The sequence below is a fragment of the Micromonospora sp. NPDC047557 genome, assembly GCF_043205095.1.
Classification (GTDB): Bacteria; Actinomycetota; Actinomycetes; order Mycobacteriales; family Micromonosporaceae; genus Micromonospora.
Window position 1 is genome coordinate 101,558 of record NZ_JBIDDK010000017.1, and the last position, 15,092, is coordinate 116,649.

Genomic DNA, 15,092 nt, shown 5'->3' on the forward strand with positions numbered 1-15,092 from the left:
GTCGCTGGAACAGGGGAAGGTCAGCTCAACCTCTGCTGGCGGTTTGTTCAGCCTTCGGCCCGATGCTGTCGTTGGGGCATGAGCTGTGGTCACCCGACGTGTTTCGGGCTGTCATACGAGGATGAGTGCAGCTGCCGCGAGCAGGGGCGGCAGCATGAACGGCGCACGGTACCCGAATTGCTCCACGAGCAGGCCGGCGAGTGACTGGCCAGCAGCCGTGCCGACGGGTCCGGCGGCGCAAACGATGGTCATGGTGATCGCGACTCGGGTAGGCGCCAGCCGCTCGGTGATGGCATAAATAGTGATCATGTAAGGTGCGATGGCGATTCCCGCTACCAGGATGACCGCCGCAAATGGCAGTCGTGTCCCGCCAGCGGGTAGCAGGGTCATGGCGACGAGAAGCCCGAAAGCGAAGAGGCGATAGCGGGTGCGCAGGGCCACATGGGATGGGATCCAGGCATAGGCGATGCCGGCGATGGCGCTGCCCGCACCAAGTGCGGCATACAATAAGCCTCCGGTGGACGGGTTGTCTGCCGCAGTAGCGTGTGCCGTCACTCCTACCTGAACGGTGCCGAAGATCGCGCCCATGATCGCCATGGCGGCACACATTGCTGCCAGCCCTGTCCGGGGCAGTGGCGATGCCGCGGATCGTGACGGTGCCCGCTCGGGTGCGGTCGTATACAGCAGCGCCACCGGTGCCGCCGCCGCCAGGAGAAGCACGATGCAGGCCGTGAGCGGCGCACCCGCAGGTACGGGCGCCCAGGTCGCGGCGAGGAGCCCGACAACAGCAGGCCCAGCAATGAAGCTCGCTTCGTCGGCAGCAGCTTCGTACGACAGGGCGGTGGTCATCAGACCTGGCTGTTCAGGCCGCGACTGTGCCAGATAGGACCAGTGAACTCTGATCAGCGGACCTACCTGTGGTTGAGTCGCGCCGACGAGGATGGCAGCGGCAAGAAGTGTCGGGCGATCGGTGAGGGTGGCGGCTAGGAGACCGGCCAGAGCGACGGCGTTCGCAATGGCCATGTAGACGCCAAGCTGACGGATGCTGATGCGATCGGCCAGCTGTCCGACGATGACACCTCCCACGCCGATGGCGAGGCTCTGAGCTGCGGCGGCTGCCCCCGCGAAGGCGTAGCTGCCCGTGACATGCTGCAACAGCAGCAGCGTGCCCAGCGGTGTCATCGCATACGGCAACCGGGCGAGAAATCCGATGGGGAAAACCACGGAACGGGTTGTACGGGCGAGCTCCCTGTACGACAAGGCGTTCTCCTCGCATGACGAAGAGACGCGCCTACCCAGCCACCGGACGCGTACAAATCCCGATTCTGAACGCAGACTAGCAGCGTCAAGGTCATCGATCAAAGCCTAAATGGCGCCTCATCGTTCTCCACCGGGTGGTAGGCATCCCGGTCGCCGCGGATGTCGACGCCGTTGTTGGCCGTATCGAGGAAGCCGTCAAACCAGTCCACGGGATCGACCATCGCACTACGTGCGCTGGGACCGGGCTTCCAATCGCTGGGCTGCCTAAGAGCACGACGGTCGTTCTGCAGAATCACCCGCGGGCAAGCAGAAGGTCCCGCACGCTAGCGGTGGTCTCCTCCCGTTTCCGCAGCCGAAGCGCTGTCCAGCCGAACAATCCCTAATCGGGAGCCACTAGGGCCACGGCAGTCACACACCCTGCGGTCACCGGGGGATGTCGCGGTCGTCAGCGCTTCGACACGCCACGTCATCCGACAGGAGCAGACCAGGACCGGCGCGCGCACAAGGCGGCCGAAGCGCGCACCGGACCATGGCCGGGTGCGACAAGTGGCACAGCAACATCCTTCCAGCCTGCCCGCAGGGCAAGCCAGCGCAGATGTCACCTGTCGGTGCACCAGACCCGAGCGCCAACGGATACGAGTCGAGTTAGGTGACGCGGACCGCGGCATGACAGTGCATTCAATCTCGGGTGACGGCTGACGTGGGCGAGAAATGAGGTGAGCCGAGGTCACTACCGTGGCGTGCATGGAGTCGCCCACTCGAGCACTACCCATGTCGGATCTGCAGGCCCTGCTCAGCGTGTTGGTGACCGTCCACGGTCACCTCATGGCCGACGAGCTCCCACCGGACCTGGTGCGCCGTCTGCTCAGCCGCCTCACCGACCACGGACCGTTGCCTGACGGCGCCTCGGCCGGCGAAATGAATGCCTTGCTGGCCGATCTATGCCAACGCATGCATTGGGCGATGTCGGAAGAGTACGGCGACTATCCCGAGCCGTCGCCGCGGCGAACCACCTACTACCTTGACCTCCCAGACGAGCCCGACATCGTGGCCGCATGCATCGCGCGCTTGACCGACCTCGGCGGCCAGGTTAGTGAGCAATCGCTTGAGCGATCTGTCCCTTCGAGTCGGCGACACATCGCCGCAGCATTTCCCGATCTGCCGCCTGACCCGGCCCATCATGCCCGGGTGCCGCAGCTGACAGCCCTCGCACACCGCTACGGAGGGCGCTACGCAGGCTTCGGCGCCTGACATGCACCACCCGGCAGCGCACCATCGGCGGCAGATCCGCGTACCTGATCTTGAACGTGTGGCGCCCCCGGACGCCGCCTCCGTGAGGCGGAGGCGACACCGCACGCATGGGCGGCCCCGGGTGCGACGTCAGACGATGAACCGCGATGCCGCGGCACCGGGTGGGGAGTACGTGTACCTAGGGAAAGCTGGGCACGCATGCCCATCCATCGGTTGCCGGCGATGTAGAGGATGGTTCGCATGCGAAGGACTTTGATTGTGGTGACGGCCGTGATCCTGGGGCTGGTGTCGGCCAGCGGGCCAGCGGCGGCGCAGCAGCGGCCACGGGGGATCCCTGACCGGGTCATGTTGCAGCCGGAGGATCTCGGCGGGGCCGTGCCGGGGCCGGTGGAGGACGGGCTGGTGTGGTCGCTGCTACCCCAGCCGTGTGCGGACACGCCGGTGCCGCAGCCGGTGGTGAACCGCACCGAGGCGGCCGATCTCGGTACCCGATTTCGGATCTACGAGAACGTCGCCAGGTACCGCGGCGATGGGGCACACGTGTACATCGCCGAACTGAAGGCGCAGCTCGCCCGGTGCGGGGTGGGCGGCGACGAGGAGGGCTTCGACCCGGTCGCCGAGGATCACCTCGGGCCCGACACTGTGCTGTTCCTTGGCACCTACGACGAGGGCGACCGCTACGTCGGCTATGTCGCCGCCGCGGTCGGCCGCTACGTGGTGGTGGTCATGATGTCGGACTCGTACCTGGGGGCGGCCGATCTGACCACGTTGAACGGGCTGGCCAGTGCCGCGATGAGCCGAGCGGCGGCGTGACGCGGGGAGGCCGGCCGTCTTGAGAGGGCCGGGCTCTGGACGTGGCGCCGGCTGATTCAACAGTTGATCCAGCGCGCTGGGCGCAGTCGGGAACCGTTGACGGAGCCTACGACGAGGCCGTCATCGGCGATTCCCCAGCCGAAGGGATCCTGGACATCGGGGATGGCGCCGCCCAGGGCGACGAGCCGGTCGCCGTGCGCAACGGTTCGGTCGCCGAGCACGGTGCCAAGACTGTTGACGTCCTGCGTTGATACCAGCGCCGGGTGGACGGCGGCCGCCACGTCGGTCCGCAGGTCCCAGCGCACCAGGGCAGTGTCCTCGTCCCCGCTGCCGGTGCCGATACGACCAACTGCCCAGGTCCCCTGGGCCGCGGAGATCCCCGACCACCGGGCGCCGGGAGCGGTGAGCCGGTCCGTCCTTCCGTCGGGATGGCGTACCCAGCCGAAGCCGTCCGCGGCGAACTGCGGTATCTGCGCCTCGATTGGGTCACCGCCGACCCGCTGCCGACCGTGTCCTCGCCGTGCATCTGCTTCCGACGCTCCGCGGCACGAAGCCAGGAACTGCCAGCAGATGCGGTCATCCGGCTGCTCAACGACGGCGACAGCGGCGTCCGTACGACCATGGCTACCCACGCCCCGCACCTGGTCGACCTGATCACGGCCGAGCGCCTCGACCGTGAGTTCCGCCCGGACAAGAAGACGCCCTGGCGACCCGCTGACGTCTTCACGTTCCCGCCACAAACTCTGCGCCGACCGGCCACCGATCCGGATCCGCGGATGCGGTGCCTGGCACCCCGAGATCCGGACCTGCCAGTCGAGCTGGCCCGTGTCCGGCTTGTCGGCCTGCACGGTCACCGCGATGGGCTCGGCGTCCACGGGTCACACCTACAACCGGACAGGTAGCCCCAGTGGTCACGGACCGGGACGGCGGGCCAGCAGCACCACGGCCACCCCGACGAACCGGTCGGTGCCGGTGACGGCGAACTCGCGGCGGAGCAGCTCGGCCCGGGCGGGCGGGATGCCCTCGTACGGGTCGCCCGCCCCGCCGACGACCAGCCAGATCCGCCGGACGTCGCCCAGGCAGGGAGCGGGGTCGACGCAGTCGATCGCCCAGAACCCGCCGGACCGGCCGGGCGGCACGGCGAGGAAGACGTCCCGCGGCGCCGTGCGCAACTGGTACGCCATCGGCAGTGGGGCGCTCCACCCGCGCCAACCGGAGTAGGCGATGCCGTCACCGGTCTCGTACCGCCGGTCGATCAGGGCGGCGGCGGCGCGGTAGTCCGCCTCCCCCGGCACCGGGCTGCGTCGGGCCTCCACCTGGCCCGGTAGGCCCACCCCGGCGACGGCCAGCACGGCCGCGCCGAGCACCGCCGCAGGCCCGCCCGCCGGCAGCGCGCGCCGCAGCGCGGCGACCGGCACGGCGATCCCGACCGCCGCCAGCAGCGCCCAGGCGGGCAGCGTGAACAACACGAACCGGGCCAGGAAGAGGTGCACCAGCGGGTGGCTCAGGTAGCAGCACACCGCCGGCGCCACGGCCCAGACCAGCAGCGGAAGGAGCAGTGCGCGCCGCCGGCGCCAGAGCACGGCGGCGCCGGCCAGGCCGGTCCCGACGAACGTCACGGCGACCGGGAGGGAGCCGAACAGCTCCCGGGGGAAGCGGGCGAGCGCCGCCTGGTCGCGGGTGATCCAGGAGACCTGGTCGGCCTGGCGGGACGCCGCGTACAGCAGGGGCGCCGCGGCCACGGCGACCACCAGCACGGTGAGCGCCCAGGCCCACCGGGTCCGCCGGGCACCGCCGCGGCGGACCGCCGAGCCGACCAGCAGCGCGTGGGCTGCCAGCACCGTCGCCGCGACGGCGTGCAGGCAGGTCAACGCCAGCAGGCAGCCGCCGTAGCGGACCCACCGCGGCCACGAGGGCCGGTCCAGCGCCCCGACCAGGGCGAGCGTAGCCAGCACGGTGAGGGCGACGACCCAGGCGTACGAGCGGGCCTCCTGCCCGTACCGGGACACCGACGGGATCGCGACGAAGAGCAGACCGGCGGTGACCCCGACGGTGCCGTCGTACAGCTTCGCGCCGAGCAGGGTGAGCGCGCCGGCGGCCACCGCTGTGCCGACGATGGACGGGAACCGCAGGGCGAGGGTGGAGTCCCCGGCCAGCGCGGTCCACCCGCGCAGGGCCAGGTAGTAGAGGGCGTGGGTGAGGTCCATGTTGCCGAGCAGATGCCGCAGATCCGGCCACGCGAGGGTGGTGGTCAGCCAGCTGACCGACTCGTCGAACCAGATCTCGCGGCCGCCGCTGCCGAGGGCCGCGACCGCGAACGCGACGAGACTGACGGGCAGGGCGACGCGGGTACGCGACACCGGCGCGCCCGCCCGGCGCGCCGACGCGGCCGGCGCCGCGCGGCCGGGCGCGGTGGGGTGCCGGTCCGACCTGACGGGCTGGGGCACGCTCACGGCGGCGGACGGCCTATTCCTAGACCCGGATACGCGGCACCATCGCCGGCGACCAGCCGACGTCGTACCGGGGGGCGGCGACGGCGCGGGCGAAGGCCTTGGCGACGGCGGGCGAGCTGACGATCCGCCAGTCGACCTCCTTGCGCGCCTCGAACCAGATCACGCCGATGATGTCCGGGTGGCGGGGCAGCAGCTCGAAGGCCTGCCGGATCCACTCGGCCTTGCGCCCCTTGCCGTCGGAGGCGCCGGTCTCGGTGACGACCAGCGGCTTGTGGGTGAAGCCGCGGATCTCCCGGATCGTCGGGCTGAAGATCGCGTCGAAGGACCGGTACGTCGAGAGCGCCCCGGTGCCGTAGTAGCCGGAGAGCCCGACCCAGTCGACGTAGTCGTCGCCCGGATAGAGCGTGGCGAGTTTCGGGGTGGAGTGGTCCCACCTGACGTTCGGGCTCCACGTCCAGATGACGTTCTGCACCCCGGCGGCCTTGAACACGGCGTGGACGTGCCGCCATGCCTTGACGTAGTCACCCGGCCGGTTGCCGTTGGCCGTCTCGCACCACGGGTACCAGTCGCCGTTCATCTCGTGGGCGAACCGGATGGCCACCGGGTACCCGAGGGCCTTGATGCCCTGCGCCCACGACCGCAGGTACGGGTCGAAGCTCCCCCGCGTGATCTGGGCCAGCCGGTACCGGGGCTGGTCCGAGCGGACCCTGTCGATCTTGCGGGCGCTGAAGCCCTTCTTACGGGACGTCTCGTCCAGCCGGTAGTCCCACGGTTCCCACGCCAGCATCGGCAGCATGCCCCGGTCGCGGATCCGGTCGAAGAGCACCCGGTCGAAGGCCGCCGACGCCCATCCCGCGCCGAAGAGCATCGCCTGCGGCTGACGCTTCGCGGCGGCGGCGAACGCATTCACCGGCGTGAAGTCGTACGGACCCTCGTTCGTCATGACGCCGATGAACGTCTTCCCGGCCGGCGGAAAGAGCACCGGCTCCGGGCGCGGCGGTGGTGCGGGCGTCGCCGGGGCGCTCGGTGCGGCCGTCGCCGCGGCCTCCTCCCGGGCTCCCGACGCCGTGCGCGGCGCGATCACGAAGGCGTACGTGAGCAGCAGCGCGATGATCAGCGCCAGCATGCTCCGCGGCAGGGTCAGCCTCGCCATGGCACACTCCGTTCCGCCGGCACCCGCGTCCTCGGCGGGTGGCGGTCCTCGCTACGGGTACGCGCGGCGGCGCGGGCCGCGTCGTCGCGGTGTCGCCCACGGCGCGTCACACCGGAGACGACGGCGATCAGCGGCGGGCCCAGGCCGGTCAGGAGGGTCAGCACCGGCCAGACCCACAGCAGGGTCAGGCCGTGGTCCAGCAGGAAGCTCGCGCCGAGCACGGCGGCGGCGAGGGCCGCCCAGCCGAAGTGCAGCCGGAAGGTGCCGAGCGACTCCGTGGTACGCAGCTTCCCCTTGGCCGTCACCACGAACGCGAGCTTGCGCCGCAGCAGCGCGCCGACCGCGGCGGCAACGTAGACGGGACCGGTGAAGAGGGCCAGCGCCATGCCGACCACACCGATCTCCTCCCGTTCGTGCGGGGCGATGTTGAAGCGGCGCAGCCAGAGCCAGAGCGCGAACCAGGTGCCGATGGTGCCGGCCCAGAGCACCGACCACACGGTCACGTCGAGCTGGGCCGTGCCGACGCCGGTGAGCAGGTACAGGCCGGTGGCGAGGTTGCCCAGCAGGAGGCCGACGGCGACGCTCGGGTAGTAGAACTGGAGCAGCCGGTACTGCCAGCGGCGCCGCGTGCCCAGCTCGCGCGGTGCGCGCAGCTCGGGTCGGACCAGGATCTCGCAGATGCCGGCCGCCCACCGCTTTTGCTGGTTGAAGTAGTCGGCCCACGAGGTGGGGCCCTCCCCGATGGCCACCACGTCCGGGGTGTAGACGCCCTTCCACCGGTTGCCGGTGTGCGGATTGACGGCGGCGTGGACCCGGATGCTGGTGAGGTGGTCCTCGATGATGGAGTCCTGGTAGCCCCCGACGCTGCGCCAGGCCGCCGGTCGGTAGAGGTGGCCGGTGCCGGTGAGCAGTGGCGCGTCCAGCCCGTTGCCGCCGCGCGCGATGAGTCCGTTGTAGAGGTACTGCTGCACCGACGCGCCGTGCGCGACCCAGTTCTGGTGCATGTTGCCGTAGACCTGCGGGGTCACCACGAAGGCGACGTCCGGGTCGCGGAAGTAGCCGAGGGTCCGTTCCAGGAAGCCGGGCAACGGCACGTGGTCCGGGTCGACGTTGGCGACCACGTCGTAGCCGTGCTCGTGCTCGGCCCGCCAGGCGTTGTGGTTTCCCGACTTCGTCCTGGCCCGGAACTCGCCGCTCGGCTGGTTGTACTCGGGTCGGCCCTTGCGGCTGAAGTGCCGCACCCCGAGCCGCGCGGCCATCTCCTTCACCGCGGGGTCGTCTCCCTCGTCGAGGATCCAGACGTCGACCTGGCCGCAGTAGACAATCTGCCGCATCCGCCGCAGGGTCCGCTCGGCGACGTCGAGCGGCTCCTTGCTGGGCACGATGGTGGTGAGCAGCGCCACCCGCAGGCCGACGGGCGGATCGACGGGGACCGGATCCTTGGCATGGAACGCGAAGACCCAGATCACGACGTTCTGCGCGAGGCGGATCAACTCCACGCCGACGACCACGCAGAAGCCGAGCCGGGCCGCAGTCGTCTGCCAGCTGCCCATCCCGGTCACGCCGGGCCCCGGCACGTGCGCCGGGAGCAGCAGCCACCCGACGAACAGCAGCCCGGCCGCACTGTTGACCAGAACCAGAAGCGTCAGGATCAGCCGGGACGCGGGCGACAGGGCCGGCCGGAACTGGACCGGCGCCGCCACGTGCCCCGGCGCGATCAAGGGTCCGGCCGTCGTACCGCACGCGGCGTAGGCGCGGCGCGCCCGGACGTTGCGCTGCCGACGGTCAGGCGGCTCCGACGACCCTCCGATCGAGGTCGGGGCCGGAGCGACGGCGATGCCCTGCCCGGCGACGGGAGACCGCCGGCTGTCGCTGGCGATGACCACATTGCCCCCATGGATTTCTGCCCGACTCGAACTCGACCGGAGCTGATGCTATTCGGACAATTTGCTTAGAACGGGCTAGTTGCGTAAATGACCATGAGCCGCGCTCTCCTCAGCCACCGGCGTGGTGCGCCTCGCGTGCCGTCGCACCGTCGGCGGGTCGCGTCCACAAGTGAACGACCCTCGTGAGATCGCCGGTCGCCCGCTCGCGCCCTCCGGGCGTGGACCGGGCCAGCTGCGCCGGGGCGCCAAGCACCGCGATCGCCACCAGGGCGACCGCGCACCACCCGGCGCGCACCCGCGCCAGCGCGACCGCGCCGAGGGTGGCCCACGCGGGCAGCGTGAAGAGCAGCACCTCCGGCACCCAGACCGGCGTCGCCTGCGCGACCAGCAGCAGACCCAGCGGCGGCACCACCGCCCAGGCGGTGTAGAGGGCGGCGGAGCGTCGCAGCGGCAGGCTGAACAGCGCCAACCCGGCCAGCACGACCCCCAGGGCGGTGACGCCGAAGAGGTTCCGGGGCGTCGCGGCCAGCACGTCCAGAGTGGGCTCCGACCCCCGCGCGATCCCGCCGCCGACGACGCCACTGGTAAGCCCCAGCGCGACAGCCGCGGGGAGCGCGCCGAGGATCGCGACCGCCGACCACCGGCCGACCACCCCGCGTCGGAAGACGAACATCGACCAGCCGTGCCCGGCGAGCAACAGCAGCGCGAGACCGTGCGAAAGGCCCAGCAGCAGCACCGCGGCGCCGTAGCCGGCGAAGCGTCCGACCGTCGGCCGGTCAACCGCCCGCACGAGCAGCAGCGTGGCGAGCACGGCGGCGAACACCGTCAGCGCGTACGGCTGGATCTCCTGCGCGTACCGGGTCGACGTCGGCAGCAGCGCGAAGATCACGCCGGCCAGCAGGCCCACCCGCGGCGTGAAGAGTCGGGCCGCCAGGAGCCCGACGAGGGCCGCGGCGGCGGTGACGGCCACCATCGACACCACCCGTATCGCCGGGCCGGACGCGCCGAGCACCTCCGCAGACCAGCGCAGCAGCGGCGAACCGGCGAGGCCCGGGGTGCCGCCGCCCGGCGGAGTGGCCACGCCGGCCCGCAGGAGGCAGAGCGCGACCGTCAACAGTGCCGGCACCAGCCAGGCGGTGACCCGCCACCGGCCGGTGTCGGTCGTCGCCTGGGTGACCATCGCGTGGTCCTCACCCCAGGGGTCCTCGACGTCGACCTCCGTCGACGCCAGCCGGGGCAGGACTATGGTGTCCGCGTCCTTCATCGTGTCTCACGCATCTCTGTCGGATCCGGCGGTGCACACCGCGGCGGGGGCGCGCCCCACGGCGACGCGAGCCGGGCGTACGCGCGGCGTGGGCAGCACGCGGCGCAGGACCGGCCGGACTCCTGGATCGGGTACGGGTGTCCACTGGAGCATAGGGAACAGAACAGGACAGATGACTCGGATGCGGCATAAGCCCCGAATCGGCGATCACCCGGACGTTGAGGTCTACCTCAACGCCCTCACCGCCCAGTACTTCAGCAACCTCGACCATGTCATCGAGATCCTCGCCGCGATGGATGTCCTCGACGACGACAGGCCGGCAGCCTTGGAGAACCTCATGGCCTCGAAGGTGGCCAATCTCCATTCCTGGTGCCACGACCTGCTCACCTGGGCACGCCTGCTGCGTGACGAGTGCCCTCGCCACCGCCCCCGCGACGAAAAGACCGTTCGCGCCCACCTCGGCCACGCGGCGGACGCCGCCGCACACTGGCCGCAACACGGCCACCTGCGCGAAGTCACTCGCGACGATGTCCTCATCTACCTCGGCACTCCGCGTGGAACACGCCGGGAGAGCGCGGCAACGGCACTACGCGCATTGTTCCGCTGGGCCAAATCCCACAAGCTGATCTTCCGGAACCCGACCCACGCGATCTCGATTTCGAAAGCACCAGACCCGGTCCGGCAGCCGCTGCGGCCAGACGAGATCACCGCAAGCGTCGCCGCCGCGACCACTCCACAGGCGAGACTCTGCGTGAGCCTCGCGGCCGTCCACGCCGCCCGGCCAGGTCAGATCCGGCGAAGGCACCGCGATCCGCTGGGCCGCCAACGCACGACAGCTACTCGCTAACGGCACTGCGGCAACTGACCGATGACTGGCTTTGGTCGTGAATTCCAGGCTCTGGCGCACGTTTCGTCAATGACCTCGGGGGGGTCCGGCTGAACTACCAGCCTGAAACGCAAACGGTGCGCGCTGCAGTGGATCTCAGCGCGCACCGTGGGGCAATGGTTTGTGTCCGAGGGGGGAAGCTCTTGTACGTATCATCGGTGCTCCATTTCGGGTGCACATGCTCGTAGATTACGGCACGTTCAGGGTTGGCTCAACCTCGCGCGCTCATTACCGGGCGTGAGCATGAATCGAAGTCGGGCCGCGTATGGTCCAATATTGCCAGCCAGCTGGCTCGGTTATCGACTGACCGAAATGAACGTGCAGGCAGAAGCTTGAGCCCCACCGCAGGGGTCCTGGTGAGTTTCAGTCGACCGGCGTTGACGGCAACCCGTGCCGCTCGCGTTCTTCGGTAGCGAGCGCGCTAGGTTCACCGCCTTCGTCGAACTCTGAAATTCACCACAACCGCGCACAGCGCCAGAGCATCCAGCGCCGACCAACGCGATGCAACGAGGTGTTCCCGCAACGCGGAGATCTGTGGCGCTTACCTCGCCGCTCGCCTGCACCGCCTGCCCGGCCGGCAGCCGGCGATCCTCGCGGTCCTGATGAACACCCGTGGCCTCACCGAACTGATCATTCTCACCGTCGGCCTGCAACTCGGACTGCTGGACACCGAGCTGTACTCGTTGATGGTGGTCATGGCGATCGTGACGACGGCGATGGCCGGGCCGCTACTTCAGCTCCTCGGGGTCGGGACGGGCAGGTGCGACCGCTGGCCGAGCCGGCGCCGGCCGTCAGCGGCGCCTGAGTGGACGCCCAGCGCCGGGCAGCGGCTCCGGCTCACTGTTCCGGCCCCAGAACGCGCCGCACGGGCGGGCGGTCCGGTGTCCTCCTGCGCCACTCCCGCAGGTAGCCTCAGGAGACCTCCTCGAACCGCACGCCGTCATACCAGGTCGTATGCGGGATGTGGAGGTGTCCGTAGATCGCTGCCACCGCCCGGTACCGCAGGTGCCACTGGGCGATGCGCTCGGTGCCGCACCACTGGGCGAAATCCGGGTACCACAGCACGTCGGTGGGCTCTCGCCGCAGCGGCCAGTGACTGACCAGCACCGTGGCCGTGTCGTCCGGCAGCGCGTCGAGCCGTGCCGTGGTCTCGTCGATTCGGGCGTGGCACCACGACTCACGGTCCGGGTACGGATCGGGGTGCAGCAGCATCTCGTCGGTGCAGACGACACCTCGGTCGTAGGCGCGTTCGAGTGACTCCTCCTTACTGGTCACTCCCGGAACCTGGAACGAGTAGTCGTACAGCTGAAATATCTGAACGACCGTGACCTGCCCGCCCGGGCCGGGGAACACGGGGTAGGGATCCTCCGGCGTGTGCACACCGTTCTCCCGGCACATCCGGACCAGCTCCTGGTAGCGCTCCTCGCCACGCAATCGCACCGGATCCGACGGTGCTCACGGTTCTCCGGGTAGGAGACGTGCAGGTCGCGGACCGCGAACAGGGAACCGGCCATGCCATGATCTTGCCAGTCCCGATGGCCGGCCCGCCACTGCGGACTCCGGCACTCGATCATGAATGGTGCTAACCGAACAGCGGTGACCACTGTGGCATCCTGTTCCCGAATGTCGCCTAAACGCCGGACGGAGCCCGCACCGCGATGAGCAAGGCTGAATTCGCTTCCGAGACCCACGACCCGTCGTCTCTCATCGAGAAATGGCTCCCGATCTGGGACGAGCTGCGGGTCTCCGAAGCGCGCGGGCTGGCCGGCGACGGCGCGGACGACGAACCGCGCTCCTCCGTGGTGAGCATGTTCCCCTACCCCTCGGGCGACCTGCACATGGGGCACGCCGAGGTGTACTCGATCAGTGACGCGCTCGCCCGATACCTGCGGCTCACCGGCCACAACGTGCTCAACCCGATCGGCTGGGACTCCTTCGGGCTGCCCGCGGAGAACGCCGCCCTAAAACGGTCGCTGGACCCCCGCGCCTGGACCTACGACAACATCGCCGTCCAGGCCGAGTCGTTCCGCCGGCTGGGCATCTCGTTCGACTGGCGAACCCGCCTGCACACCTCGGACCCGGAGTACTACCGCTGGAACCAGTGGCTCTTCCTGCGGATGTTCGAGAAGGGCCTGGCGTACCGCAAGCAGGCTGCGGTGAACTGGTGCCCGAACGACCTGACGGTCCTGGCCAACGAGCAGGTGATCAGCGGCCGTTGCGAGCGGTGCGGCACCGAGGTGGTGCAGCGTGCCCTGACCCAGTGGTTCTTTCGCACCACCGCCTACGCCCAGCGGCTGCTGGACGACATGGTGGCGCTGGAGGGCAACTGGCCCGCCGAGATCCTCGGCATGCAGCGCAACTGGATCGGGCGCTCGACCGGCGCGCACATCGACTTCACGGTGATCGGACGCGATGAGCCGGTCCGTGTCTTCACCACCCGGCCGGACACCCTGTTCGGGGCCACGTTCTTCGTGGTCGCGGTGGACGCGCCACTGGCCGACGAGTTGTGTGCCCCGGAGCACAGGCCCCAGCTCAAGGAGTACCGCGCCCGGACAGCCTCGGCCACCGAGATCGAGCGGCTCGCCACCGACCGGCCCAAGACCGGCATCTTCCTCGGCCGGTACGCCGTCAACCCGGTGAACGGCGAGCACCTGCCGATCTACGCCGCCGACTATGTGCTGGCCCACTACGGCACCGGCGCGATCATGGCCGTTCCTGCGCACGACCAGCGGGATCTGGACTTCGCCCGGGCGCAGGACCTCCCGATCCGGACGGTGATCGACACCGGGGACGCCGAGCCCAGCGCCGCCACCGGCACGCTGATCGGCTCGGGCCCCTTCGACGGGCTCACGGTCGCGGCCGGGGCTGAAGCGATCATCGCAGCGCTCGAGGAACAGGGCACCGGCACCGCGGCCGTCACCTACCGGCTGCGCGACTGGCTGCTCTCCCGCCAGCGGTACTGGGGAACCCCCATCCCGATCATCCACTGCGCCGGCTGCGGCGAGGTGCCCGTGCCCGACGACCAGTTGCCGGTCGAGCTGCCGACCGAGGGCTACCAGTTGCGGCCGGACGGTGGCCGCTCGCCCCTGCGGAGCGCGGAGGATTGGGTACGGACATCCTGCCCCCGCTGTGGCGGACCGGCCGAGCGTGACACCGACACGATGGACACCTTCGTCGACTCCTCCTGGTACTTCTTGCGGTACCCGGCACCGCATCACACCGCGGGCCCGTTCGATCCCAGCGCGGTGCGGCGCTGGCTGCCGGTCGACGTCTATATCGGCGGCAAGGAGCACGCCACCGGTCACCTGATGTACGCCCGCTTCATCACCAAGGTCCTGCACGACCTGGGGCTGGTGCCGTTCGTGGAGCCGTTCACCAAACTGATCAACCAGGGTCAGGTGATCATGAACGGCAAGGCGATGAGCAAGACCCTAGGCAATTTGGTGGTGCTGCAGAAGCAGATCGCCGAGCACGGCCCCGACGCGGTACGTGTCACCATGCTGTTCGCGGGTCCGCCGGAGGACGACATCGACTGGGCGGACGTCTCCCCCAGCGGATCGGTGAAATGGCTGAATCGCGTGCTGCGCCTGGCCGCCCAGGTGGGTGCGGAACCCGTCGGTACGGTACCGGGCGACCCGGAGGCCCGCCGGTCGGTGCACCGGCTGATCGCGTCCACCACCGAGGCCATGGAGCACCGGCGGCTCAACGTCGCCGTCGCCCGGCTGATGGAGCTGACCACGCTGCTGCGCCGGACCTTCGAGTCCTCGGGCGCGGCTGATCCGGTGATCCGGGAGGGCGTCGAGGCACTCGTACGCATGCTCTCCTGCTTCGCACCCTTCACCGCCGACGAGTGCTGGGAGATCCTCGGCCACCAGCCGTCGGTGACCGTCACCCACTGGCCGCAGGCCGATGCCGCCCTGCTCGTCCAGGAGACCACCACCTGTGTGTTCCAGGTGAACGGCAAGGTTCGCGACAAGGCCGAGGTGTCCGTCTCGATCTCGGAGGCTGATTTGGGCGACCTGGTCCTGGCGTCTGCGCCGGTCCGCCGGGCCGTCGGAGAGGCGGAGATCGCCACGGTCGTGATCAGGGCGCCCCGGATCGCTAACGTCGTGACCAAGCGCTGACA

Annotated in this window: 10 protein-coding genes and 2 pseudogenes; 5 read left to right on the plus strand and 7 right to left on the minus strand. The window is 69.8% G+C overall.

Features of this window, described 5'->3' with window-relative positions:
- Positions 1-111: 111 nt before the first annotated feature.
- Complete coding sequence (locus ACGGAQ_RS28960; protein ID WP_393054629.1) at positions 112-1,224, minus strand: hypothetical protein; 1,113 nt, start codon at positions 1,222-1,224, stop codon at positions 112-114.
- Positions 1,225-2,031: 807 nt separating this feature from the next.
- On the opposite strand from ACGGAQ_RS28960, the gene ACGGAQ_RS28965 reads away from it, so the two are divergent.
- A complete protein-coding gene (locus ACGGAQ_RS28965; RefSeq protein ID WP_393054631.1) occupies positions 2,032-2,511 on the plus strand; it encodes a hypothetical protein in 480 nt (159 codons plus the stop codon).
- A 240-nt stretch (positions 2,512-2,751) separates the two neighbouring features.
- Positions 2,752-3,324 carry a hypothetical protein gene (locus tag ACGGAQ_RS28970; RefSeq protein WP_393054633.1) on the plus strand — a complete coding sequence of 191 codons (573 nt, stop codon included), beginning with the start codon at positions 2,752-2,754 and terminating at the stop codon, positions 3,322-3,324.
- A gap of 56 nt (positions 3,325-3,380) precedes the next feature.
- Here ACGGAQ_RS28970 and ACGGAQ_RS28975 read toward each other — a convergent pair whose 3' ends face one another.
- The 5 genes from ACGGAQ_RS28975 to ACGGAQ_RS28995 all read right to left on the minus strand — a co-directional run bounded on the left by ACGGAQ_RS28975 (position 3,381) and on the right by ACGGAQ_RS28995 (position 10,080).
- Positions 3,381-4,199 (minus strand): hypothetical protein, encoded by an 819-nt coding sequence (locus tag ACGGAQ_RS28975; protein ID WP_393054635.1) that lies wholly within the window; start codon positions 4,197-4,199, stop codon positions 3,381-3,383.
- Between the two features lie 36 nt (positions 4,200-4,235).
- Positions 4,236-5,777 carry a glycosyltransferase family 39 protein gene (locus tag ACGGAQ_RS28980; protein WP_393054637.1) on the minus strand — a complete coding sequence of 514 codons (1,542 nt, stop codon included), beginning with the start codon at positions 5,775-5,777 and terminating at the stop codon, positions 4,236-4,238.
- Between the two features lie 19 nt (positions 5,778-5,796).
- The gene (locus ACGGAQ_RS28985; protein ID WP_393054639.1) at positions 5,797-6,930 is read right to left on the minus strand and encodes a glycoside hydrolase family 26 protein; all 1,134 of its coding nucleotides are present in this window, start codon (positions 6,928-6,930) and stop codon (positions 5,797-5,799) included.
- On the minus strand, positions 6,918-8,633 hold the full coding sequence (locus tag ACGGAQ_RS28990; protein WP_393054641.1) for a glycosyltransferase family 2 protein: 1,716 nt from the start codon (positions 8,631-8,633) through the stop codon (positions 6,918-6,920). Before ACGGAQ_RS28990 ends, ACGGAQ_RS28985 begins: the two co-directional genes overlap by 13 nt.
- Positions 8,634-8,925: 292 nt before the next feature.
- On the minus strand, positions 8,926-10,080 hold the full coding sequence (locus ACGGAQ_RS28995) for a glycosyltransferase family 39 protein (RefSeq protein ID WP_393054643.1): 1,155 nt from the start codon (positions 10,078-10,080) through the stop codon (positions 8,926-8,928).
- A 172-nt stretch (positions 10,081-10,252) separates the two neighbouring features.
- Here ACGGAQ_RS28995 and ACGGAQ_RS29000 point away from each other — a divergent pair, with 172 nt between their 5' ends.
- Together ACGGAQ_RS29000 and ACGGAQ_RS29005 are read left to right on the plus strand one after the other, a co-directional pair.
- A complete protein-coding gene (locus tag ACGGAQ_RS29000; RefSeq protein ID WP_393054645.1) occupies positions 10,253-10,927 on the plus strand; it encodes a hypothetical protein in 675 nt (224 codons plus the stop codon).
- A gap of 569 nt (positions 10,928-11,496) precedes the next feature.
- Positions 11,497-11,691 (plus strand): annotated as a pseudogene (locus tag ACGGAQ_RS29005) (cation:proton antiporter); the annotation flags it as partial.
- A gap of 112 nt (positions 11,692-11,803) precedes the next feature.
- On the opposite strand, the pseudogene ACGGAQ_RS29010 reads toward ACGGAQ_RS29005, so the two are convergent.
- Positions 11,804-12,418 (minus strand): annotated as a pseudogene (locus tag ACGGAQ_RS29010) (metallophosphoesterase); the annotation flags it as partial.
- Between the two features lie 206 nt (positions 12,419-12,624).
- Between ACGGAQ_RS29010 and leuS the strand changes: the two are divergent.
- Positions 12,625-15,090 (plus strand): leucine--tRNA ligase, encoded by a 2,466-nt coding sequence (gene leuS / locus ACGGAQ_RS29015; protein ID WP_393054647.1) that lies wholly within the window; start codon positions 12,625-12,627, stop codon positions 15,088-15,090.
- Positions 15,091-15,092: the final 2 nt, after the last annotated feature.